Source organism: Lentzea sp. NPDC036949, from assembly GCF_055608075.1.
Map to the genome: position 1 here is coordinate 594,554 of NZ_JBVJRA010000001.1, position 22,496 is coordinate 617,049.

The 22,496-nt window shown below is 70.2% G+C and carries 25 protein-coding genes and 1 riboswitch; of the genes, 7 read left to right on the forward strand and 18 right to left on the reverse strand.

From position 1 onward, the window contains the following. Positions 1-10: 10 nt before the first annotated feature. A complete protein-coding gene (locus ACZ7CD_RS03070) occupies positions 11-727 on the forward strand; it encodes a DedA family protein (protein WP_360394840.1) in 717 nt (238 codons plus the stop codon). 37 nt (positions 728-764) lie between these two features. On the opposite strand, the gene ACZ7CD_RS03075 is transcribed toward ACZ7CD_RS03070, so the two are convergent. Further along, positions 765-2,183 (reverse strand): FAD-binding oxidoreductase, encoded by a 1,419-nt coding sequence (locus tag ACZ7CD_RS03075; RefSeq protein ID WP_470378243.1) that lies wholly within the window; start codon positions 2,181-2,183, stop codon positions 765-767. A gap of 153 nt (positions 2,184-2,336) precedes the next feature. Here ACZ7CD_RS03075 and ACZ7CD_RS03080 point away from each other — a divergent pair, with 153 nt between their 5' ends. After that, the gene (locus tag ACZ7CD_RS03080; protein ID WP_360394220.1) at positions 2,337-2,996 is read left to right on the forward strand and encodes a DedA family protein; all 660 of its coding nucleotides are present in this window, start codon (positions 2,337-2,339) and stop codon (positions 2,994-2,996) included. Between the two features lie 21 nt (positions 2,997-3,017). On the opposite strand, the gene ACZ7CD_RS03085 is transcribed toward ACZ7CD_RS03080, so the two are convergent. Together ACZ7CD_RS03085 and ACZ7CD_RS03090 are read right to left on the reverse strand one after the other, a co-directional pair. Continuing rightward, positions 3,018-3,593 carry a nucleoside/nucleotide kinase family protein gene (locus ACZ7CD_RS03085; RefSeq protein ID WP_360394837.1) on the reverse strand — a complete coding sequence of 192 codons (576 nt, stop codon included), beginning with the start codon at positions 3,591-3,593 and terminating at the stop codon, positions 3,018-3,020. A gap of 23 nt (positions 3,594-3,616) precedes the next feature. Beyond that, on the reverse strand, positions 3,617-4,462 hold the full coding sequence (locus ACZ7CD_RS03090; RefSeq protein WP_360394217.1) for a PfkB family carbohydrate kinase: 846 nt from the start codon (positions 4,460-4,462) through the stop codon (positions 3,617-3,619). A gap of 33 nt (positions 4,463-4,495) precedes the next feature. On the opposite strand from ACZ7CD_RS03090, the gene ACZ7CD_RS03095 reads away from it, so the two are divergent. Continuing rightward, positions 4,496-5,470: a LacI family DNA-binding transcriptional regulator gene (locus ACZ7CD_RS03095; protein ID WP_470378244.1), complete on the forward strand. Its 975-nt coding sequence runs from the start codon at positions 4,496-4,498 to the stop codon at positions 5,468-5,470. Beyond that, on the forward strand, positions 5,464-6,198 hold the full coding sequence (locus tag ACZ7CD_RS03100; protein WP_458429940.1) for a sugar phosphate isomerase/epimerase family protein: 735 nt from the start codon (positions 5,464-5,466) through the stop codon (positions 6,196-6,198). Before ACZ7CD_RS03095 ends, ACZ7CD_RS03100 begins: the two co-directional genes overlap by 7 nt. Here the strand turns inward: ACZ7CD_RS03100 and ACZ7CD_RS03105 are convergent. From ACZ7CD_RS03105 to pyrE, 4 genes are read right to left on the reverse strand one after another with little or no spacing between them, the layout of a single operon-like run. Then, complete coding sequence (locus ACZ7CD_RS03105; protein ID WP_360394210.1) at positions 6,180-7,262, reverse strand: glycoside hydrolase family 76 protein; 1,083 nt, start codon at positions 7,260-7,262, stop codon at positions 6,180-6,182. The genes ACZ7CD_RS03100 and ACZ7CD_RS03105 overlap by 19 nt on opposite strands. 25 nt (positions 7,263-7,287) lie before the next feature. Then, complete coding sequence (locus ACZ7CD_RS03110) at positions 7,288-7,953, reverse strand: TrmH family RNA methyltransferase (protein WP_470378245.1); 666 nt, start codon at positions 7,951-7,953, stop codon at positions 7,288-7,290. A gap of 10 nt (positions 7,954-7,963) precedes the next feature. Further along, the gene (locus ACZ7CD_RS03115) at positions 7,964-8,332 is read right to left on the reverse strand and encodes a DUF2784 domain-containing protein (RefSeq protein WP_470378246.1); all 369 of its coding nucleotides are present in this window, start codon (positions 8,330-8,332) and stop codon (positions 7,964-7,966) included. A 58-nt stretch (positions 8,333-8,390) separates the two neighbouring features. After that, positions 8,391-8,939 (reverse strand): orotate phosphoribosyltransferase, encoded by a 549-nt coding sequence (pyrE, locus tag ACZ7CD_RS03120; protein WP_360394835.1) that lies wholly within the window; start codon positions 8,937-8,939, stop codon positions 8,391-8,393. Positions 8,940-9,010: 71 nt separating this feature from the next. On the opposite strand from pyrE, the gene ACZ7CD_RS03125 reads away from it, so the two are divergent. Then, complete coding sequence (locus tag ACZ7CD_RS03125; RefSeq protein WP_360394202.1) at positions 9,011-9,586, forward strand: hypothetical protein; 576 nt, start codon at positions 9,011-9,013, stop codon at positions 9,584-9,586. A gap of 4 nt (positions 9,587-9,590) precedes the next feature. On the opposite strand, the gene ACZ7CD_RS03130 is transcribed toward ACZ7CD_RS03125, so the two are convergent. From ACZ7CD_RS03130 to clpB, 7 genes are all read right to left on the reverse strand, one after another. Next, entirely contained in the window at positions 9,591-10,037 is a 447-nt protein-coding gene (locus ACZ7CD_RS03130; protein WP_360394199.1) for a hypothetical protein, read from the reverse strand. Next, the gene (locus ACZ7CD_RS03135) at positions 10,034-10,981 is read right to left on the reverse strand and encodes a WXG100 family type VII secretion target (RefSeq protein ID WP_360394196.1); all 948 of its coding nucleotides are present in this window, start codon (positions 10,979-10,981) and stop codon (positions 10,034-10,036) included. Before ACZ7CD_RS03135 ends, ACZ7CD_RS03130 begins: the two co-directional genes overlap by 4 nt. Beyond that, complete coding sequence (locus ACZ7CD_RS03140; RefSeq protein WP_360394194.1) at positions 10,981-11,331, reverse strand: hypothetical protein; 351 nt, start codon at positions 11,329-11,331, stop codon at positions 10,981-10,983. The genes ACZ7CD_RS03135 and ACZ7CD_RS03140 overlap by 1 nt, the downstream gene beginning before the upstream one ends. 37 nt (positions 11,332-11,368) lie before the next feature. Beyond that, on the reverse strand, positions 11,369-12,142 hold the full coding sequence (locus ACZ7CD_RS03145) for an SDR family NAD(P)-dependent oxidoreductase (protein WP_470369811.1): 774 nt from the start codon (positions 12,140-12,142) through the stop codon (positions 11,369-11,371). Between the two features lie 88 nt (positions 12,143-12,230). After that, positions 12,231-12,947 carry a type III secretion system chaperone family protein gene (locus ACZ7CD_RS03150; protein ID WP_360394832.1) on the reverse strand — a complete coding sequence of 239 codons (717 nt, stop codon included), beginning with the start codon at positions 12,945-12,947 and terminating at the stop codon, positions 12,231-12,233. Between the two features lie 108 nt (positions 12,948-13,055). Then, positions 13,056-13,439, reverse strand: coding sequence for a hypothetical protein (locus ACZ7CD_RS03155; RefSeq protein WP_360394189.1), 384 nt, complete (start codon positions 13,437-13,439; stop codon positions 13,056-13,058). Between the two features lie 102 nt (positions 13,440-13,541). Next, positions 13,542-16,127: an ATP-dependent chaperone ClpB gene (clpB, locus tag ACZ7CD_RS03160; RefSeq protein WP_458429932.1), complete on the reverse strand. Its 2,586-nt coding sequence runs from the start codon at positions 16,125-16,127 to the stop codon at positions 13,542-13,544. A 147-nt stretch (positions 16,128-16,274) separates the two neighbouring features. Between clpB and ACZ7CD_RS03165 the strand changes: the two genes are divergently transcribed. Next, entirely contained in the window at positions 16,275-16,658 is a 384-nt protein-coding gene (locus tag ACZ7CD_RS03165; RefSeq protein ID WP_360394183.1) for a VOC family protein, read from the forward strand. Here the strand turns inward: ACZ7CD_RS03165 and ACZ7CD_RS03170 are convergent. The 3 genes from ACZ7CD_RS03170 to ACZ7CD_RS03180 all read right to left on the reverse strand — a co-directional run bounded on the left by ACZ7CD_RS03170 (position 16,556) and on the right by ACZ7CD_RS03180 (position 20,947). Further along, positions 16,556-18,226 (reverse strand): MDR family MFS transporter, encoded by a 1,671-nt coding sequence (locus ACZ7CD_RS03170; protein WP_360394180.1) that lies wholly within the window; start codon positions 18,224-18,226, stop codon positions 16,556-16,558. The genes ACZ7CD_RS03165 and ACZ7CD_RS03170 overlap by 103 nt on opposite strands. A gap of 294 nt (positions 18,227-18,520) precedes the next feature. Then, positions 18,521-19,738 carry a serine hydroxymethyltransferase gene (locus ACZ7CD_RS03175; protein ID WP_470378247.1) on the reverse strand — a complete coding sequence of 406 codons (1,218 nt, stop codon included), beginning with the start codon at positions 19,736-19,738 and terminating at the stop codon, positions 18,521-18,523. A gap of 14 nt (positions 19,739-19,752) precedes the next feature. After that, positions 19,753-19,837: riboswitch (ZMP/ZTP riboswitch) on the reverse strand. Positions 19,838-19,843: 6 nt separating this feature from the next. Further along, positions 19,844-20,947: an FAD-binding oxidoreductase gene (locus ACZ7CD_RS03180; RefSeq protein WP_360394178.1), complete on the reverse strand. Its 1,104-nt coding sequence runs from the start codon at positions 20,945-20,947 to the stop codon at positions 19,844-19,846. Positions 20,948-21,403: 456 nt separating this feature from the next. Here ACZ7CD_RS03180 and ACZ7CD_RS03185 point away from each other — a divergent pair, with 456 nt between their 5' ends. Then, the gene (locus ACZ7CD_RS03185) at positions 21,404-21,874 is read left to right on the forward strand and encodes a pyridoxamine 5'-phosphate oxidase family protein (protein ID WP_360394175.1); all 471 of its coding nucleotides are present in this window, start codon (positions 21,404-21,406) and stop codon (positions 21,872-21,874) included. 4 nt (positions 21,875-21,878) lie between these two features. Here the strand turns inward: ACZ7CD_RS03185 and ACZ7CD_RS03190 are convergent, their stop codons facing one another. Beyond that, positions 21,879-22,445 (reverse strand): TetR/AcrR family transcriptional regulator, encoded by a 567-nt coding sequence (locus ACZ7CD_RS03190; RefSeq protein ID WP_470369808.1) that lies wholly within the window; start codon positions 22,443-22,445, stop codon positions 21,879-21,881. Between the last annotated feature and the right edge of the window lie 51 nt (positions 22,446-22,496).

A 22,496-nucleotide genomic window follows, 5' to 3' on the forward strand; every position in this document is an offset into this window, starting at 1 on the left:
CGCCGTGACGATTGCATTGGGCCCTGACTGGCTGGACCCCACCGTGCTGCTGAACGGGCTCGGCCCGTACATGCTCATCGGGCTGTGCCTCATCATCTTCGCTGAGTGCGGGCTGCTCGTCGGTTTCTTCCTGCCCGGCGACTCGCTGCTGTTCACCGCAGGCCTCTTCGTCGCGGCGGGCACCATCGACACCCCGCTCTGGCTCGTCTGCGCGTTGCTGACCGTGTGCGCGTTCGTCGGCAACGTCGTGGGCTACTACATCGGCGCGAAGGCCGGTCCGGCGTTGTTCAGCAAGCCGGAGTCGAAGATCTTCAAGAAGGAGTACGTCGACAAGACGCAGGAGTTCTTCGACAAGTACGGGGCGCGCGCCATCGTCCTGGCCCGGTTCGTGCCGATCGTCCGCACGTTCATCACGGCCATGGCCGGCGTCGGCAGGATGGACCCGAAGAAGTACTTCACGTACTCCGCGATCGGCGGCGTGGCGTGGGCGGCGGGCCTGACGGTCCTCGGCTACTTCCTCGGCCAGGTCTCCTTCATCAGGGAGAACCTCGAGATCACCCTGCTCGCCATCGTCTTCCTGTCGATCGTGCCGATCATCATCGAGGTGTTGAAGGCGCGCAAGGAGAAGAAGTCGCTCGTGCAGGAGGAGGCGGACGACATCACGCAGGTGATGGAGGCGCAGCTGCAGGACGACTCGACGCAGATCATCCCGCGCGTCGAACGCTGAGCCCAGGACCGGGCGGCAGCCACCGGGCCGATCCCGGTCACCGCCTGCGCGCCCTGCCTCTGCCGGCATCTGCAAGGGGGTCAGGGGTGAACATCGAACCGGGGTTGAACAGGTTTTCCGGGTCCAGTGCGCGTTTGATCTCGCGGTGGACGCGGAGGCCGACCGGGCCGATCTCCTTCGCGAGCCACTCCCGCTTGACCTTGCCGACGCCGTGCTCGCCGGTGATCGTGCCGCCGAGCGCCAGCCCGAGGGCGAGGATGTCGTCGAACGCCTCGCGGGCGCGGGCGAACTGGTCGGCGTCCGCGGGGTCGTAGACGATCGTCGGGTGCATGTTGCCGTCACCGGCGTGGCCCACGACGGCGATCTTGAGGCCGGTCGCCGCGGAGATGTCCTCACAGCCCTGGATGAGTTCGGCGATGCGGGTGCGGGGCACGCACACGTCGTCGGTGAGCCACGAGCCGTAGACCTCCAGCGCCGTGAGCACGGCCCGGCGCGCGGTCAGCAGGTCACGGCCCTCGCTCACGTCGTGCGTGGCGTACACGAGGTCGGCCTCCAGGCAGATCTCCTCGATCTTGCGCAGCTCGTGGCGCGCCTGCTCGCCGCCCGCGTCCGACTGGCAGATCAGCAGCGCCGCACAGCCGGGACCGGCGCCGAGCTCGGTCCTGAGGTACTGCTCGACGGCCTCGATCGAGGTGCGGTCCATGATCTCCATCAGCGACGGCACCAGGCCCTCGCGGACGATCCGGCTGACCGCGGCACCGGCCGTCGCGGTGCTGCTGAACGCGGCGACGAGCGTGGCGGGGGCCTGCGGCAGCGGTTTCAGCGCCAGCGTGGCCTTCGTGATCACGCCGAGGGTGCCCTCGGAGCCGATGAAGAGCTTGGTCAGGTCGTAGCCGGCGACGCCCTTGACGGTGCGGCGGCCGGTCCGCAGCACCTCGCCGTCGGCCAGCACCACCTCCAGCCCCAGCACGGAGTCGGTGGTCACGCCGTACTTCACGCAGCACAGGCCGCCCGCGTTGGTGGCGAGGTTGCCGCCGATCGTGCACCAGTCGTAGCTGCTCGGGTCCGGCGGGTAGAACAGCCCGTGCTTCTCCACCGCGCCGCGCAGGTCGAGGTTCACGACACCGGGTTCCACGACGGCGAGCCGGTTGTCGGTGTCGACCTCGACGATCGCGTCCATCTTCGTGGTCACGAGCACCACGCAGCCCTCGACCGCGTTCGCGGCACCGGACAGACCACTGCCGGCGCCGCGCGGGACGACGGGCACGCGGTGCCGCGCGCACGCCCGCACCACGGCCTGGACCTGCTCGGTGTCCGACGGGAACACCACCGCGAGCGGACTGCCGAACGGGGCGAGCGGCATCATGTCCCGCTGGTAGCCCGCCGTGACGTCGGCGTCCGTGAGCACGCCCGAGTCACCCAGTGCGGTGCGGAGTTCGCCGAGCAGGGTCTCCATGTCCGCCACGCTAGCGGGACCGGCCGGTTCCTTCGAGGGTGAACGAGCACGGGCGAGTTCACCCGGTGACCGGGCGTCCTCAACCCGGATTTGGCCGGCCCGTCGCACCGATGTCGCCGCCCTGCCGGCGGGCACGACGTAGGCTGGTTCACCGTGGCGCACGCATTCGCCTCGCTGGAGACCGCAGGTCCGGTGGCCGTGTGGCTGATCGTCCTGAGCTTCATCTTCATCGAGTGCGCATTCATCTTCGGGTTGTTCCTGCCCGGTGACTCGCTGCTCTTCGCGGCCGGGGTGGTCCTGGCGGCACACGGCAGCGAGGTCTCGGCGTGGGCGCTTTCGGCGGTCGCACTGGTCGTGGCCGTGGTCGGCAACCAGGTCGGGTACCACATCGGCAAGCACACCGGCACCCGCGTGCTGGCCCGCAAGGACGGGAAGGTGCTGAACCGGCAGAACCTGGAGAAGGCCCGCCGGTTCCTCGACCAGCGCGGGTTCTGGGCCGTCGTGCTGGCCCGCTGGCTGCCGTGGGTGCGCACGCTCGCGCCGATGATCGCCGGAGCGGCCCGCATGGACGTGAAGCGGTTCACGCTGGCCACGACCATCGGTGCCGTCGCCTGGGTGCCGACGCTCGTGCTCGCCGGCTACTACGGCGCCGGCGTCCTGGAGCAGCTGCCCTGGCTGGAGACGGCGGCACTGGTCGTCAGCGTCGCGTTCTTCCTAGTCGGCACCGGGTGGGGCGTCTGGCGCTACCGGCAGGAGATGCGCAAGCCGATCGACGAGGCGGCCGAGCTGGAGCCCTCCGCCCGCCGGAGCTGACGGCGGGGGCCCGCGGCCCGGTCAGAGCACCTCGGTGATCAGCAGGTCCGCCGAGCCCTTGGACGAGTTCACCATCAGCGCGTTGACGTGGTCGGTGCCGTGCAGCACGCGTTCCTCGGCCTCGGACAACGTGCGCCCGTACCGCAGGTGGCGGTCGATGAGCCGCTGCACCCGCACGTCCTCGTCGATGAACAGGAACCACGCCTCGTCGAGGATGATCCGGACGCGCTTCCACTTGTCGTAGTTGAGCAGCAGGTAGTTGCCCTCGGTCACGACCAGCGGGACGTCCGGGTGCACCGGCACCGCGCACGCGATCGGTTCCTCGACCTCCCTGCGGAACTCCGGCGCGTAGATCATGTCCGGCCCGCACGCCTTGATGCGGCCGAGCAGGTCGACGTAGCCGGGGATGTCGAACGTGTCCGGCGCGCCCTTGCGCTCGACCAGCCGCAACCGCTCCAGCTCGCTCTGCGCGAGGTGGAAGCCGTCCATCTCGACGAGCACGGCCTGCCCGTCGAGCGCCTCGACGAGCCTGCGCGCGAGTGTCGACTTGCCGGAGCCGGGAGCTCCGCCGATCCCGAGGATCTTGCGTTCACCCATGTCGGTGAGCGCCTTGGCCCGCTCTAGCAGCTCTTCGAACCTGACCTGCTGTCCTGCCACCGTGCCAGCTCCTCAACCCAGTCCCCGATCACACCGACCCGAACGGCGGCGGCCTGCGACGCGAAGCCTATGGCCGCGACCGGGTCGGCTCCTGACGCCAGCGCGTAGGCGTACGCGCCGTGCCAGACGTCACCGGCACCGTTCGTGTCCTTCACCTGCACCGCCGGCACGGGCACCGCCCCGGTCGAGCCGTTCCACGACCAGGTCACGGGTGCGGGGCCGTTGGTGCGAACCACCAGCGGGACCCCGTACGAGTGCACCTCGGCAGCGGACCGCTCGAACCCCGAAGCGCAAGCGGCCACGTCGACCAGCGGCAACAGGTGATCGAGGACAGGTTTCCAGCTCCCGGCGTCGAGCACCACAGGCAATCCCGCCGCTTTCGCCGCACGGGCGGCGGGCAACGCCAGTCCGTCGTGGTGCCCGTCCAAGAGCACCACGTCCGCGGCGGCCACGAGATCGGACAAATCCGGCGCGATGACCGGCACCGAGGCGTTGCGCGACACGACCGTGCGCTCCCCATCAGCATCTCTGACGACGACCATGCTCACCGGCGTCGTCCCCTCGACGGCGACGACGTGGACCGGCTCCAACCCGGCCCGCACGAATTCACCCAGTGCGTCGGCGCCCAGGGCGGTGAGAAGTGACGAAGATCCGCCCAGAGCGGCCACCGCCCGCGCCGCGTTGGCCGCCGGACCGCCGGGGGCGAGGTGCGCCTCGGCCGACCTGACCTTCTCGCCGGGAGCGGGGAACACGGCCACTCGCTGGGTGACGTCGAGAGTTGTGAGCCCGACACACAGCACGGCTGCCATCTGGCCTTCCTCCAAACGGGTAAGGTCCCGGCCATGGTCACCATGCGGGATGTCGCGGCTCTCGCGGGGGTCTCCATCACCACGGTGTCACACGTGATCAACGAGACCAGGCCGGTCGCCGGGGACACGCGCGAGCGCGTGCAGAAGGCGATCGACGAAACCGGGTACACCGGTGACGCCATCGCGCGGTCGCTGGTCATGGGTGGCACGAAGTCGCTGGGCCTCGCGGTGTCGCTGGTCTCCCACCCGTACTTCGCCGAGCTGATCGCGGCCATCGAGTCGGAAGCGACGAGAGCGGGCTACTCGCTCGTGCTGATCGACACCAGGGACACGCCCGAGTCGGAGCAGGTCGCGGTGCGAATGCTGCGGTCGCGCCGGGTCGACGGGCTGCTGCTGACGCCCTCCGCCGGTGCGGGCAACCAGGTGCTGCCGGAGCTCAAGCGACTCGGCATCCCGACCGTGCTGGTGGACCGCCTGACCGTGGCGAAGGACATCGACCAGGTCGGCCCGGAGAACGTGCAGGCCACCTCCGGCCTGGTCACGCACCTGGCCGAGCTCGGTCACCGCCGCATCGGCATCGTCTGCGGCAAGGCCGGCGTGGCCACGACCGAGGAGCGCGTCCTCGGCCACCGCCTCGGCCTCGGCCGCGCGGGCCTGAAGTGGGACGAGGGCCTGGTCTCGCAGAGCGGCTGGCTCGCGCCGCTGATCGACCAGGACGACCCGGTCACCGCCGTCGTCGCGGCCGACCACCTGGTGACGGTCGGCATGCTGCACGAGGCCCGCGCCCGCGGCCTGAAGCTCGGCACGGACCTGGCCGTCGTGGCCTACGACGAGGTGGAGTGGGCGACGTTGATAGACCCGCCGCTGACGACACTGGCCCAGCCGGTCGAGGAGATCGGCCGCACCGCCGTGAAGCTGCTGCTGTCGCGCATCGCCGACCCGTCCCGTCCCGCGGAGACCATCCGGCTGGCCCCGTCGCTGCTGCACCGGCAGTCCTGCGGGTGCTGATCCCCGGCCTGGTCTCGGTGACGTTCCGGCAGCTGTCGGTCGGCGAGATCGGCGAGCTGGCGCTGGACTGCGGTCTGCAGGCGGTCGAGTGGGGTGCCGACGTGCACGTGCCGCCCGGTGACTTCACGGCGGCGCGCCGCGCGGTGGACACGGGCCTGAAGGTGGCCGCCTACGGCTCGTACTACCGCGCAGGCGTGACGGACCGCGCGGAGCTCGCCGCCGTGCTGGAGACCGCGGCCGAGCTGGACGCACCGCTGGTCAGGGTGTGGGCCGGCACGGCGGGCTCGGCCGAGTGCGCCGACCGCGGCGCCGTGGTGGAGGCCCTGCGGCACGCCGTCGAGCACGCCGACGCCGCAGGCACCCGGATCGCGCTGGAGTACCACCGCAACACGCTGACCGACACGCTCGACTCGGCCGTGCGGCTGCTGGACGAGGTCGACGGCGTGGTGCCGTACTGGCAGCCGAGCGGCGGCCAGGACGTGTTCTCGGCGGTGCACGAGGTCCGCACCCTGGAACCGGTGACCGCGCACGTCTTCTCCTGGGGCCCCGGCGGCTTCACCGACCGCCTGCCCCTGTCCGCGCGCCGCGACCTGTGGAAGCCGGTCCTCGGCGAGCTCGCACGCGACGGCGTCGACCGCAACGTGCTGCTGGAGTTCGTGCGCGACGACTCCGCCGACCAGTTCCGCGAGGACGCCAGGACCCTGCTGGGCTACCTCGCCGCGTCGTGACGTTCGAGCAGGGCCGCCGCCTCCAGGCACATCCACCCGCCCAGCTGCACCGACAGGTCCCTGCTCTGCGCCTCCTCGGCCGGCACGCTCCACTCCGGACCGAACAGCGGCCCGCTGACCGCCACCGTCCGGTTGGCCCACGCCGCCTCCGCCGACTCCACCACCAGCTGACGGGCGAGCTCGGCGGCCCCCTGCTGCGCGGGGTCGAGCCGCGGCATCTCCACCGCCGCCAGGGCGAGGTAGCGCACGAGGATGCCCGCGAACAGGCCGCCGTCGCCTTCACCCTGCCCCTTGACCACCCCACCGATGGCGAGGTCGTCGTACACGGCCGTGATGGTGCGCGCGGCCTTCTCCAGCCACTTCTGCTGCTGCCCGTGCTTGGCCAGCTCCACGCACGCACCGATGAGAACACCTTGGCAGTACGTGTAGATGTTCTTCTCGACCTCGCGGACCTCCCCGTCGGGGTGCACGTGCAGCCCGTCCCACGCGAGCCCGGAGGGGTCGACCAGGTGCTCCTCCACCCAGTCCACGATGGACCGCGCCTTGGCGAGGTCGGTCCCCTCGTTCTGCCGCGCGAGGAAGATGGCCGCGGGCCCGTTCGCCGGCACGTTCTTGAAGTCGTCGCCGCGCTTCCACCAGATCCCGCCACCGGCGTGGTCGGTCCACCCGTCGCGCAGCTGGTCCGCGATCTGCCGCACCGCCCTGGGCCGTCCGACCCCGATCTTCTCCGCCCGCTGCAGCGCCAGCCCCAGCCACGCGACGTCGTCGTAGTAGTCGTTGGTCCACCCGCTGACGTTGCGCACCCGGATGCCGCGGACCACCCGCACGATCGCCTGCCTGCGCGCCTCCAGCGGGTTGCGCTCGTACCCGTCGACCATGCAGTCGAGCAGGTGCGCCTGCCACCAGTAGTTGAACGGCGCGAAGACCTTGTCCCTGAACCTCGGCGGCCACCCGCAGGCCCCCAGGCTCGTGCCCGGCACACCCCACACCCGTCGCAGGTGCCTCGAATGCACGGCACGCTCCGCAACACCCGCCCGCGCGGCCAGCAGTTTCGCGATCACCACCCTGCAATGGTGAGTTCTTGACCGGTCAAGAAGCTCGGTGAACCGCCCAGTGGTAGAGACCCATGGCGACAGAAGTCGTCAGGTTGTAACTGCTCACCTTGGCGCGCATGGGAAGGCGGACGACCTTCGCCGCGCGCTGCCTCACCTCGTCGCTCAGGCCGTGCCGCTCGGAGCCGAACGCCAGCACGGCGTTGTCGGGGATCGGTCCCCTGAGCGGTTCGCCGTCGGCGTCGAAGGCGATCAGCGGGCCCGCGAGGTCGAGGGTGGCGGCCTTGGCGACGGGCAGGGCGAAGTGCAGGCCCGCGGATCCTCTGAGGACGTTCGGGTGCCAGGGGTCGACGTCACCGGTGGACAGGACGCCGCCGGCGTCGAGGCCCGCGGCCACCCGGATCGCGGCGCCGAAGTTGCCCAGGTTGCGCGGGTTGTCGAGGAGGACGACCGGGGCGTCGCGGTCGAACGGGAGGTCAGGGCGGTCGGCGAAGCCCGCGACACCGGTCGGGTGGGTGCGGCCGACCCGGCGGACGAACTCCTCCTTCGTCACCTCGGTCGCCCGGCCGAAGGCCTCGACCAGGTCCGGTGCGTGCGACTCGGCGAGCCCGACGGCCACGGGCCTGCTGGTGGTGACCAGCGACGTGACGTTCCCGCCGAAGCGCAGGGCGTGTTTGACGGCGTGGAACCCTTCGAGCAGCACGGACCAGACGTTACTGAACGCTCACCCGCCGGGCCGTCCTGGCACTCGCCGCGAACCCGGTCCAGGACACGACCACGACCGCCCCGAGCACCAGCTGCACCACCGTCGACGCGCTCTCCGGGTACCAGACGCCGTCGATGTAGTGGTCGATGAACCCGGTCTCCAGCACCGGCATCCCGGCGGCGGCCCGCAGGTCGTTCTCCCAGGTGGTCAGCGGGCACACGGTGGGCACCGCGAGGCTCAGCACGGCCCACGCGGCGAGGGCGAGGTGGGGGTAGATCAGGCGGCGCCAGTGCCACGCGAGGAAGCCGCCGGCCAGCAGGAACGCCAGCACGGCGAAGTGCAGGAGCACAACGGCTCCCGCGAGGAACCCGGCCATTCGCACCACCCCGTCCTCCAGCCCAGGACGGGGTAGCTCGAACCGCGCTCGACGAAACTCAGGCGAGACCGAGGTCGTCGAGGTCCAGCAGGTAGCGGTACTGCAGGCCCTCCGCCTCGATGGCCTCGCGGGCGCCGGTGCCGCGGTCCACGACGGTCGCGACGCCGACGACCTCGGCGCCGGCCGCGCGCAGGGCCTCGACCGCGGTGAGGACGGAGCCGCCGGTGGTGGAGGTGTCCTCGACGGCCAGGACGCGCTGGCCGCGGACCTCGATGCCCTCGATCTGGCGCTGCATGCCGTGGGCCTTGGCGGCCTTGCGGACGACGAAGACGTCCAGCACGTCGCCGGCGGTGGCGGCGGAGTGCATCATCGCGTAGGCGACGGGGTCGGCGCCGAGGGTGAGGCCGCCGACGGCCACGAAGTCCCAGTCGGCGGTGAGCTGGCGGAGCAGCTTGCCGATCAGCGGGGCCGCGGCGTGGTGCAGCGTGGCGCGGCGCAGGTCGACGTAGTAGTCGGCTTCCTTGCCGCTCGAGAGGGTCACCTTGCCGTGCACCACGGCCAATTCGCTCACCAAGCGGGCGAGTTCCGACTTCGCGTTCGCGTCCAAGACCTGTTCAGTTCGCACAGGTCGCAAGCTTCGCACACGCGCCGCCGAGACGCCGCATACCCTGCATCACCGTGAACCTGTTGAGCGCGGACTCCTTCGTGGTGGACCAGCCGTGGACGCCGGTGCGGCTGATGCTGGGGTCGAGGTACTCGGTCGAGGCCTATGACGAACGCAACACCCTGCTGGGGTCGGTGCGCGAGACCAGGCGCGGGTTCGTCACCGCCCGCCTGCGCAACCTGAGCCTGTCCCGGTGGACGCCGTTCCGCCTGCTCGCCACCGGACCGGACGGCCGGCCGCTGCTCGTGATCACCAAGTCGGCCGGCGTGGGCAGGCGGCCGACGAAGGTGGCGTGGCCGGACGGGCGGCCGGTCGGCTCGATCGTGCCGCAACCGGGCCGGTACGCCCTGCTCGACGCCAACGGCACGCACCTCTGCCTGCTCGGCGACGTGCTGAAGCTCCACATCGGACAGATCACGAAGCGCAACGGCAAGCGGGTGCGCCGGGACGTCGCTCAGCTCCGCCCCGGCACCGCCGACCCCGTCCGGTCGCTCGCGGTCGCGGCCGTGGTGGCGTTCGACGTCGTCCGCGGGGTGGGGACGAACCACCTCGGCACCGGCGACGTCATCCCGGACTTCCTGTCGAGCTAGCGGCTCACCAGACTCGTTCCTTGAACACGGGCGGGCCGTCGTCGTCGCCGTCGTCACCGCGTGCGGGACGGGCCGGCGGCCGCGACGGGTTGCCCGACTCGATGATGTCGTCGAGGTCGTGGCCCTCCTGGATGGCCGTGTAGGCGCGTCGCAGGTCGGGCACGCCGGTGGCGAGCGCCTTCTGCACGCCGTCGTCCATCACGCGGCCGGCCGCGACGTCCTGCCAGCTGAACTCGCCGGAGTCGATGCGCCGCTGGAGCTCCTTGAACTCCTTGGGCGCGTTCGGGCCCTTGGCGTACCGCTCGATCGCGGCGAGGTCCTGTTCGGTCACCCCACGCGAACGCGGCTGGAACTGGGCGGCTTCCCTGCCGGTCTTCTCCACCGCGGCCGTCGTGGCGTCGAACCCGTCGACGAGCGCCTGCAACCGGGCCTGGTCGTAGGGGAACGTCACTGCTGTCCTCCGCCCTGGCCACCGGAGGCCGACGAGCTGCCCGCCGCGGATGACGAGCTGCTGCCCGCTGCCGACGAGCTGCTCGACGCGGCGCTGGACGCGCTGCTGGTGTCGTAGCGGGTGGTGGCCTTGCCGATGTCCTTGTTCAGCTTGTAGCCGTTGAGCGCGACGCCCAGCGCCCCGGACTTGGCCGCGGACTTGCCGTCGTCGAACTTCTCCTTGCCGTCCTGGTAGCCGTCGACGACGTCGAGCAGGTCGTTGACGTCGCGGACGTCCTTCAGCTTCATCAGGGCGGTGCCCATGTCCTTGATGCCGTTGATCATGCCCTGCACGCCCTCGATCAGCGTCTGCACCGCGATGATGATCTTGCGGATGCGGTCGACGATCTGGATGCAGTCGTAGACGACCCACACGGCCTTGCCCCAGCCGACCACCGGGATCGGCGCGAGGATCACCGCTTCCATCAGCTTCTGGCACAGGTAGTCGAGCAGCGACAGCGCGAGGCCCGTCAGCGTGCGGCAGGTGTTCGCCGTCGACTTGAACTTGTCGCCGATGATGCGGGCGACCTGCGAGTCCGCCTCGATCGCGATGACCCACATGGTGTCCATGCGGCGCTCGAACGCCTGCGCGGCAGAGCCGTTCCAGTGCGGGTTCAGCTGGTCGACGCCCGCGTCGACGTTGTGCCGCACGGAGTCCAGCGCCTTCGCGACGTTGTCCCACGCCTTGGCGTTGGCGTCGATCTTCTCGAAGTCGCCGAGCAGCGGGTTGATCAGCGACTCGACCAGGTTCTCGCCGGTGACCTTCTCGTAGATCCAGTTGACGCCCTGGATCTTCCAGCCGGCCTTCTCGATGAGCTCCTTGGTGGACTGCCGGCCCGGCCGGTCCTCCGCCGCCTTGTTCAGCGCGACCGAGGGGTCCTCGACGTCCGCGTACGCCGTCGTCATCAGTTGCCCCCGACCTGCGGCGCCTTCTGGGCGCTCGCCAGCTTGTTCTGGACACCGTCGAAGAGCTTGAGGCCGATGGCGTCGGCCTTCTCGTAGTGCTCCGCGGTCTTGCGCAGCGCCTCCGAGTCCTTGAGCAGCATCTTGTTGGCGAAGTCCAGGGTCTCCCCGTACAGGCTCGCCACCCCGGTCACGACGGGGTGCAGCAACGACAGCAGCCCGGTGAACCCGCTGGTGTCACCGCCCTTGGAGATCGCGTGGTCTTTGATGGTCAGGAAGTGCTGGGCGTTGCGGTCCAGCAGCTCGCTGTACCCGCGCAGCTCCTCCGGCACGACGTGGAACTGTTCACTCACGGCTGCTCCGACGCTCGGTTGGTCTGAATGGTTCCGCTCACGTCCGGCCGCGCCCGCCGGCGAAGCGCGAGGCCATCTTGCGGACCAGCGCCCTGGGGAGCAGCTTCGTCGCGCCGACGATGCCCTTGTACTGGGAGCCGGGGATCGACAGGACCCGGCCGCGGCGCAGGTCGCGCAGCGCCTCGTGGACCAGGCGGTCGGCGTCGACGTACAGCCAGCCCGGCGTCTTCGACATGTCGATGTTCGCGCGCTTGTGGAACTCGGTGCGCACGAAACCGGGGCACAGGGCCAGGACGCGGACGCCCGAGCCGGCCACGGCGAGCGACATGCCCTCGGAGAACGCGATGACCCACGCCTTGTCGGCGCTGTAGCTCGTGCCGCGGCCGGGCAGGAAGCCGGCGACGCTGGCCACGTTGATGACGTCGCCCTTGCCACGCGCGACCATCAGCGGGACGGCGGCCCTGCTCAGGCGCAGGACGGTGGCGACGTTGACGTCTAGCTGGGACTGGAGCTTCTCCACGTCGGTCTGGAAGAGCTCGCCGCTGGTGGCGAAGCCCGCGTTGTTCACGAGGAGGTCCACAGCGGACTCGGAGAGTCGGGCCTCGACCTTGAGGCGATCGGCGCGGTCGCTCAGGTCGGCGGGCAGGGTGTCGACGTGCACGCCGTGGCGGTCGTGCAGCTGCTTCGCGAGCTCGTCCAAAGCGGACGCCGTCCGTGCGACGAGGACGAGGTCGTAGCCCTCGGCCGCGAGCCTGCGCGCGAAGGCGGCCCCGATCCCGACGGTTGCTCCGGTCACCAGTGCGGTTGGCATGGCTCCGCACGCTAGTCGGAAAACCGCCGAGGCCGAAGCACGCGGTTCCACGCAGAGTGAGGTATGACGTGAGTCACACCCGAACCAGCTACGTCTGCTTTCGCCCGAACGTCGGCCGGTAGACCTCTCCGCCCTCGTCCTCGGCGTCCGCGACGGGCTCGTCCCGCGCCGGGTCCGCGTCGAACGGGTCGATCACGTCCGCGAGCTCGCCGACGTCGCGCAGCAGCCGCTCCAGGCGCGCGGGCGACGAGTTCGGCGGCGCGGAGGCCAGTACCCAGTCGTTCTCCAGCCAGACGACCGTGACGTCGCCACCGATCTCCTCGGCCGCGTCGATCAGGTCCGGCGTGATGAGCTTGCGCGCCGCGGGCACGTCCGTCACGAACGCGTAGCGCGACCCGACCGGTCCGAGCAGGTCCGGCATCTTGTCCCGCTGGAACGGCACAGTCGACAGCCACAGCTCGATGACCACGGACAACGCGCGGCGGCACCGCACGCCGACCAGCACCGAGTTGACCTTGCCGCCGGTCTCGTGGTCGAGCACGTAGACCTGGCGCCGCCCGTCCGCGGTGAAGGTCGAACCGGCGACCACGTCACGGGCGAGCCCGGTGCCGTAGTAGGCGATCGCGCCCGCTTCCCAGCGTGTCGGCAGCACGTGGTCTGTCTCTTCGAACTGCCAGCCGCGCAGGGCAGCCCAACGGCGCCGTTCACGATTACGCGCGGTTCGTTGCGCCCGGTCGGTCGCGAGCAGGGCGAACCCCGCCACGCCCGCCACCGCGGCGACGGTGAACCAGACCCACGCCGGTATGCCACCCACAGCTGAAGCGTAGTGGGTCGGCAGCCGAGAACGAAGATCACTTCCGCGCGTCGTGGGCCGGGGGCCGTGTTTCCACGTCGACGAGGGTCCCGCGACCGGTCACCGGGGCACGACGACGACCTGGTCCGCGTCCTCGTAGACGACGCGACCGGGGTCGTCGGACTCCACCCTGCGCCACCGCACGCCGTGGGCGTCGAGGATGTCCAGGTAGCCGGCCACGCGCTCGACCAGGTGCGTCGCCTCGACCTTGAACCACGCGGCGGCACCGGGGTTGAGCTCGCGGTCGTACACGGCCGGGTCGACCGTCGACGGGTCGGTGTAGGCGGCGTTGAACCAGTCACCGTTCACACGGCAGTACGACTCCTGCTCCGCGGTCAGCCGACCGGCCCTGCGCAGGCCGTTCACCAGCCCGAAGACACCCGGCCAGGTGCCGCGGGCGGTCGGCTCGACCCCTTCGAACCGCACGAAGCGAAGATCCCCCATGGCGGTCAACCTATCGACCGCGGGGGATCGGGCGGGCTGGAACGGCGTCGCGGGTGTGGGTTGACCACACCCGCGACGACACCTCAGCCCAGCTCGGTGGAACTAGACGCCGCGGCCCACGATCAGGCCGGACTGGTCGTCCACCACGTCGACCTTCACCGCGTCACCGTCGCGCACCTCGCCGGCCAGCAGCTCCTTGGCCAGCTGGTCGCCGATCGCCGACTGCACCAGCCTGCGCAGCGGCCGGGCGCCGTACACCGGGTCGAACCCGTTGAGCGCCAGCCAGTCGCGTGCGGCCGTCGTGACCTCCAGCGTCAGCCTGCGCGCGGCGAGGCGCTCGGCCAGGCGGGCGATCTGGATGTCCACGATGGACGTCAGCTCCTCGGTGGCGAGGGCGTGGAACACCACCACGTCGTCGAGCCGGTTCAGGAACTCCGGCTTGAAGTGGCGCTGCACCACCGCCAGCACGGCGTCCTTGCGCTCGACCTCGGTGAGCGACGGGTTCGCGATGGCCTGCGAGCCCAGGTTCGAGGTGAGCACCAGGATCGTGTTGCGGAAGTCCACGGTGCGGCCCTGGCCGTCGGTCAGGCGGCCGTCGTCGAGGACCTGCAGCAGCACGTCGAAGACGTCCGGGTGCGCCTTCTCGACCTCGTCGAGCAGCACGACCGAGTACGGGCGGCGGCGGACCGACTCGGTGAGCTGCCCGCCCTGGTCGTAGCCGACGTAGCCGGGAGGGGCACCGACCAGGCGGGCCACCGAGTGCTTCTCGGAGTACTCGCTCATGTCGATGCGGATCATCGCCCGCTCGTCGTCGAACAGGAACGACGCCAGCGCCTTCGCGAGCTCGGTCTTGCCGACACCGGTGGGGCCGAGGAACAGGAACGAGCCGGTCGGGCGGTCCGGGTCGGCGACACCGGCACGGGTGCGGCGCACGGCGTCCGAGACGACGCGCACGGCCTCGGCCTGGCCGACGACGCGGCGGGTGAGCTCGTCCTCCATCCGCAGCAGCTTCGCGGTCTCGCCCTCCAGCAGCCGGCCGGCGGGGATGCCGGTCCACGCGGACACGACGTCGGCGACGTCGTCCGAGCCGACCTCCTCCTTGAGCATGGCGGACTCCTGGGTGGACGCCTCCGCGGCGACCGCCAGCTCCTTCTCCAGCGCCGGGATCCGGCCGTAGCGCAGCTCGGCGGCCCGGCCGAGGTCGCCGTCGCGCTCGGCGCGCTCCGACTCGCCGCGCAGCGACTCCAGCTGCTCCTTCAGGGTGCGGACCTTGTCGATCGAGCCCTTCTCGTTCTGCCAGCGGGCGGTCAGCGCGGACAGCTCCTCGCGCTTCTCTGCCAGCTCGGCGCGCAGGGCGGAGAGCCGTTCCAGCGACGCCGGGTCGGACTCCTTGGCCAGCGCCATCTCCTCGATCTCGAGACGGCGGACCGAGCGCTCGACGGTGTCGATCTCGACCGGGCGCGAGTCGATCTCCATGCGCAGCCGGGACGCGGCCTCGTCGACGAGGTCGATGGCCTTGTCCGGCAGGAAGCGCGCGGTGATGTAGCGGTCGGACAGCGTGGCCGCGGCGACGAGGGCGGCGTCGGTGATGCGCACGCCGTGGTGCACCTCGTAGCGCTCCTTGAGGCCGCGCAGGATGCCGACGGTGTCCTCGACCGAGGGCTCGCCGACCAGCACCTGCTGGAAGCGGCGCTCCAGTGCGGCGTCCTTCTCGATGTGCTCGCGGTACTCGTCGAGCGTCGTGGCACCGACCATGCGCAGCTCGCCGCGCGCCAGCATCGGCTTGATCATGTTGCCGGCGTCCATGGCGGACTCACCGGTCGCGCCGGCGCCGACGATCGTGTGCAGCTCGTCGATGAACGTGATGACCTGGCCGGCCGAGTCGGTGATCTCCTTGAGGACGGCCTTGAGCCGCTCCTCGAACTCACCGCGGTACTTGGCGCCCGCGACCATCGAGCCGAGGTCCAGTGACACGACCCGCTTGCCGCGCAACGACTCCGGCACGTCGCCGGCCACCACGCGCTGGGCCAGGCCCTCGACGATGGCGGTCTTGCCGACGCCGGGCTCGCCGATCAGCACCGGGTTGTTCTTGGTGCGCCGGGACAGCACCTGCACGACGCGGCGGATCTCGGAGTCGCGGCCGATCACCGGGTCGAGCTCGCCCTTGCGGGCACGTTCGGTGAGGTCGACGCCGTACTTCTCCAGCGCCTTGTAGGTGCCCTCGGGGTCGGCCGAGGTGACCCGCGCCGAGCCGCGCACCTTCGTGAAGGCCTCGGTCAGCGCCTCGGGCGTCGCGCCGTTGCGCCGCAGCAGGTCGGCCACCTGGCCACCGTGCTGCGCCAAGCCCACGAGCAGGTGCTCGGTGGACACGTACTCGTCGCCCATCTCGGTGGCGAGCTCCTGCGCCCGGCTGAGCACCCGCACGGCGTCGCGCGAGAACTGCGGGGCGGACACGCTCGCACCGGAGGCGCTGGGCAGCGCGCGGGAGAGCTGCTCCAGCTCCTTGCGCACCAGCGTCGGGTCGGCGCCCACCGCGGAGAGCAACGGCGCGGTCAACCCGTCCGCCTGCGCCAGCAGGGCACCGAGCAGGTGCACGGGTCCCACGTCGGGGTTCCCGTTGAGGGTCGCTGCCTGCACGGCCGCGGACACGGCCTGCTGGGTCTTGGTCGTCGGGTTGAAAGCGTCCATTCCTCCACCTCGTGGTCAGCCTGCGGCACGGACCATCATCCCGCACAACGTCAGAAAAGTTGAGCCTGTTCCGCTCAACTACGAGAACGTGACGGAGGTCGCGAAAATCGCACGTCGGTGGAGCGGAGATGGGCGAAGATCAGCGCCATGACCTCAATCATCCACAACGTCACCGTCGACGCGCGCGACTCCTACGAGATCGCGTCGTGGTGGAGCAAGGTGCTCGGGCTGCCGCTGCACCCCGACGACAACCCCGGCGACGACGAGTGCCTGATCGAACTGCCGAACGGCATCCGCTACCTGTTCGTCGCCGTTCCCGAGGACAAGGCGGTCAAGAACCGGGTGCACATCTGCCTGCAGCCGGCCGACCTCTCCCGTGACGAGGAGGTCGACCGGCTGCTGGGGATCGGTGCGACGGTCTACGACGATCAGCGCAGGGCGGACGGCACCGGCTGGGTCACGATGCGCGACCCCGAGGGCAACGAGTTCTGCGTGGAACGCAGCGCAGCCGAACGTGCCGCGACCTCATGATCGCCGTCACTCGTTCGGATCAACCGCTTGTCCACACCAGGGGTTGAGTTGTCCACAATCCGCTGGTCAGTATCCACAGGTGAGGCAAGTTCGGTGGCGACCGTCTGTGCGCCAGAACCCGTTGGGGTGATCTCCGCCGTCACGTCCACGGAGTCCCGCAGCGGCTGTTCCTTGATCAGCAGCACTGCGATGACGGTGAAGACCGCGAGCCCGGCGGCGATCAGGAACAGCTCGCCCATCGCGTCGCCGTAGGAGTTGCGCACGGCCGGGGAGAGGGAGCCGCGGTCGAGCGACGTGGTGCTCACGTGGGCGGCCAGCACCGCACCGAGCACCGAGACGCCGGCCGTGCCTCCCAGCGACCGCAGGAACGTCGCCGTGGAGCTCGCCGCTCCCAGGTCGGCCATGCCCACGCCGTTCTGCACGGCCAGCACCAGGTTCTGCATGGTCAGCCCGACGCCCACGCCGACCAGCAGCAGGTAGGCGCCCATCAGCGTGAGGTTGGTGCCGTGGTCGATCGTGCCGAGCAGCGCCAGCCCGATGACCAGCGAGAACGCACCCCAGACCAGGTAGCTCTTCCACCGGCCGCTCTTCGCGATCAGCTGGCCGCTGACGGTCGAGGAGATGCTCAGCCCGAGCACCAGCGGCACCGTGAGCAGCCCCGCCTTCGTGGGCGAGAAGCCCCGCGCGATCTGGAAGTACTGCCCCATGAACACCGAGGCGCCGAACATCGCCGTGCCGACCGCGATGCCACCCAGCATCGCCAGCACGACCGTGCGGTTGCGGAACAGGTGCAGCGGGATGACCGGCGCAGAGGCCCTGCGCTCGACGAAGTAGGCGGCGGTCAGCGCGAGCACCACACCGCCGACGTACAGGGCGCTCTCACCGGAGAACCAGGCGAAGTCCTTGCCGGCGAACGACACCCACATCAGCACCAGGCTCACCCCGCCGGTGATCAGCGTGGCGCCCAGGTAGTCGATCTTCACGTGCTGCTTCTGCACGGGCAGGTGCAGCGTCTTGTGCAGCACGGCGAGGGCCACGAGGGCCAGCGGCACGCACACGAAGAAGCACCAGCGCCAGCCGGGCCAGTCGACGAGGAACCCGCCCACCAGCGGTCCGCCGACGGTGCCCGCCGAGATCACCATGCCGGTGTAGCCGCTGTAACGGCCGCGTTCACGCGGGCTGAGCAGCGCGCCGACCACGACCTGGCCGAGCGCCTGCACACCGCCCATGCCCAGGCCCTGCACGACCCGGAACGCGATGAGCTGCTCCATGTTCTGGCTCAGGCCCGACAGCACGCTGCCGATGACGAACAGCACGATGCCCGCCTGCAGCAGCTTCTTCTTGTCGAAGAGGTCCGCGAGCTTGCCCCACAGCGGCGTGCTGGCCGTGGAGGCCAGCAGCATCGCCGTGATGACCCAGGTGTACTGGGTCTGGGTGCCCTTGAGCTCGGCCAGGATCGTCGGGAGAGCGTTCGAGACGATGGTGGAGCTGAGGATCGCGACGAGCAACGCCACCCAGATGCCGGACAGCGCTTCGAGGATCTCCCGATGCGACGAGGGCCGGTTCAAGCACACCTCCAGTAGTTAGTTGATGCCATACAACTATATCGGGAAATAGTTAGCTAGAACAACTTTCCCACGGTCTCCTGCGTCACTCCTCCAGGAGTGGAGGGCACGCGGGGACCCCGCGTGCCCTCTGGGGGTACGCGGGGTCCCCGCGTGCCCTCCCAGGGGGTTACGAAAGCTCCCCGCGTGCACTCCCGAGGGTTACGAAAGCTCCCCGCGTGTCCTCTGGGGGTACGAAAGGTCCCCGCGTGCCCTCCCAGGGGTACGAAAGGTCCCCGCGTGCACTTACGGCGGGGGTTAGAGGGAGGTGAGCAGGTCCTCGACCTCGGTGGCGATGCGTGCGAGTGCGGGCTCGTCAGCGACGGCGGTGGTGGCCCGGTCGATCCAGTCGGCGATCTGCGGCATGTGGGACGGGCGGAGGCCGCGGGTGGTGATGGCGGGGGTGCCGAGCCGGATGCCGGACGGGTCGAACGGCGTGCGGGAGTCGTACGGCACCGCGTTGTAGTTCAGCTCGATGCCCGCCCGGTCCAGTGCCCGCGCGGCGGGCTTGCCGCCGATGCCCCTGGACGTCAGGTCGATCAGGATCAGGTGGTTGTCGGTGCCACCGGAGACCAGGTCGAAGCCCCGCTCCAGCAACGCGGCCGCGAGCGCCCGCGCGTTGGCCACGACGGTGTGCGCGTACTCGCGGAACGCCGGCTGCGCCGCCTCGTGCAGGGCCACGGCGATGGCGGCGGTCGTGTGGTTGTGCGGGCCACCCTGCAGGCCGGGGAAGACAGCGCGGTCGACGGCCCTGGCGTGCTCGGCGTCGCTGAGGATCATGGCGCCACGCGGGCCGCGGAGCGTCTTGTGCGTGGTCGTGGTGATCACCGGGGCGTGGCCGACCGGGGACGGGTGGGCGCCGCCCGCGACGAGACCGGCGATGTGCGCGATGTCGGCGACCAGGACGGCGTCGACCTCGGCGGCGATGGCGGCGAACGCCGGGAAGTCGATCGTGCGCGGGATGGCCGTGCCACCGCAGAAGATCACCTTCGGACGTTCGGCGAGCGCGAGGGAGCGGACCTGGTCCAGGTCGACGACGCCGGTGTCCTTGCGCACGTCGTACTGCACCGCGTGGAACCACCTGCCGGTCGCGGACACGTTCCAGCCGTGGGTCAGGTGGCCGCCCATCGGCAGCGACATGCCCATCACCGTGTCGCCCGGCGACAGGAACGCGAGGTACACCGCGAGGTTCGCGGGCGCGCCGGACAGCGGCTGGACGTTGGCGTGGTCCACGCCGAACAGGGCCTTCGCGCGGTCGATCGCGAGCTGTTCGACCTGGTCGACGACCTGCTGGCCCTCGTAGTACCGCTTGCCGGGGTACCCCTCGGAGTACTTGTTCGTCAGCACCGAGCCCGTTGCCTCAAGCACGGCGGCGGACACGTCGTTCTCCGACGCGATCATGCGCAGCCTGCGGGACTGGCGGGCGGACTCGGCCTCGATCAGTGCGGCGATCTCGGGATCGACCTGGGAGAGCACGGCTCAGCTCCACACCGGTGCACCCAGGCGTTCGGTGCGCTCGGCAGTCGCTTCCCGGTGGTCGGTTCCACCCTCGGCACGCCAGTCGCTTTCGACGTGCCGAGCCTAGTCCAGCGTGAACGGGTCGTACTTGATCCGGTCGAGCGGAGTTCCCGCGACCAGCATGCGGGACACCGTCGACCTGATCATCGCCGGGCTGCCGCAGACCAGGACGTCGCGTTCCTCCCACGCGCCGTAGCGGGTGACCACGTCGGCCAGGGTGCCCTGCTCGACACCGCGGACGCCGGGGTCCGACTCCAGCACCGGCACGACCGTGAGCCACGGGTTCGTGGTCGCGATGCGCTGCAGGTTGTCCAGGTCGTAGAGGTCCTCGCGGGTGCGGCCGCCGTAGAACAGGTGCACGCGCGGGTTGTCGCCCCACTGCGCCATCTCGTCGATGATCGCGTGCATCGGCGCGACGCCCGTGCCACCGGCCACCATCAGGATGTCCGACCCGGACGTGCGGTCGACCGAGAGGCGTCCCATCGGCGGACCGATGCGCCACGTGTCGCCGGCCTGTGTGTGGCCGACCACCGAGCGCGACACCCAGCCGCCGTCGACGGACCGGATGTGGAACTCGATGATGCCGTCCTCGCGCGGCGCGTTCGCCGGCGTGTAGTAGCGCCACAGCCGCTTGCGCTGCGGCGTCTCGACGGACACGTACTGCCCGGCGCGGTAGTTGACCGGGTGGTCGGGCTGCAGCCGCACGACCGCCAGGTCCCACGACACGCGCTGGTGCTCCAGCACCGTCGCGTGCCAGTACGCGGGCCCGTTGTCGGCGTCGGCCGCCTCCTGCATCGCGCGGGCCATCAGCGTGTACGCCTCGGCCCAGGCCATCTCGACCTTCGGCGTCCAGGCGGCACCGGCGAACTTCTTCACCGCCGACAGCAGTGCCGTGCCGACCGCCTCGTAGTGGACGTTGATGACACCGAACTTGCGGTGGTCGCGGCCCAGCTGGCGGAGGAAGGGGATCAGGTCGTCCGGGCGGTCGACCATCTGCACCACGTGCACCAGGGCGCGCAGCAGACGGCTCCGCTGCACCTCCATGTTGGCGGGGAACATCTCGCGTGTGGCGGGCGAGAGCGAGAAGAGCATCCCGTAGAAGAACTTCGCCACTTCTTCGGAATGCGGCTCCACCACCGCGAAGCTCTCCCGGATCATCCGCACCATCGCGGTGACGCCAGGCGGGGGTTCACGGTGTGGCGGGGTAGGGATGGGGCTCAGCACAGCGTTCGCAGTCATGGTCCGCGCGCAGTCTCCACGTTCTTCGTCCTGGCACCGGTGAGGCGCCGTGCTCGTCAAACATCCGTCCCCCGACGGGGTGGACACTAACCTCTGTTCTGGCCTTCCGACTCCTTGATGCCACCTTCGAGCGAAGCATGACTACGGTACGCAACTGCTTGTTACCGCAACAGTGTGAATCTGAGGGTCCCTCCGTACCGAGTTGCGCGCTTGCGTGCAACGGTGTGGCGCGTGTCCTTGCCTGAATTGACTGGAACCACCTCACCCAACCGTGTCGAACATCCCGGCTCCCGCGGCGAGCACTTCCTCCAATGTGCCCTGGAGACCTCCGATCGCGCCACACGCTTCTACTCGGACCAGGTACTGGACCACCTCAACCCCGCGATGGCCGAGTTCGTCGGCCGGATGGAGATGGCGTTCATCTCGACCTCCGACGCCGACGGCGAATGCGACTCGACGCTGCGCGCCGGACCCGCGGGCTTCATCCGGGTGGTCGACCCGAGGACCGTCGCGTACCCCGAGTACCGCGGCAACGGCGTCATGGCCTCGCTCGGCAACATCATGGAGAACCCGCACGTCGGCATGCTGATGGTGGACTTCACCGAGGACCTGATCGGCCTGCACGTCAACGGCAGGGCCCGCATCGCGCCGCGCGAGGAGTTCCCCACCGAGGACCGCAAGGTGGAGCGCTGGGTCGTCGTGCAGGTGCAGGAGGCCTACGTCCACTGCCGCAAGCACATCCCCCGCATGGTGCCGGTGGACCGCATCCGCGACTGGGGCACCGACGACGCGAAGCGCAAGGGCGGCGACTACTTCGGGGTGAAGGCCGGCAAGGGGTCTGGCGAGGAGTCGTGAGCGGCTAGCCGAGCGTCGCGGCCGCGGTCCGCACCTCGGCGACCGACCGCCGGACGACGTCGGACCAGTCTCCGGTGGTCGTCACCCACGTGCCGTACGCGCGTTCGAAGGCGAGCACGCCGAGCTCGGCGGCCACCGCTGCCGCCAGCTCGGCGACGCCGCGGCGTTCGAGCGCGTCCTTCATGGCCACGCCGAACCCGACCATCTTCAGCGCCGACCGCTCGCGCAGTTCCAGGTGGTCCTCGATCACCGCCTGCCGCTGCGGGCCGTGCGCCCGGTGCTCGTCGGTGAACCAGGTGCCGACCGCGACCAGCGCCGCCTCGACCGCGGCCAGCGGTTCCGCCTGCTCCGGCGCGCCGGCGATGCCGGTGGTGAGCACCTCGGCGAGCTGGTCCTGACCGCCGAACAGCACCTCGCGCTTGTCCCGGAAGTGCCGGAAGAACGTGCTCTTGGTGAGCCCGGCGCGTTCGGCGATCTGCGCGACCGCGGTGTTGTCGTACCCCTGCTCGCCGAACAGGTCGAGTGCGGCGCGCACCAACCGCTCCCGCGCGTCCGGCTCCCATCGACCCATGACCCCATCCTAAGTGATGCGACTAAGTCCCATCACTCTGCTACTGTTGAT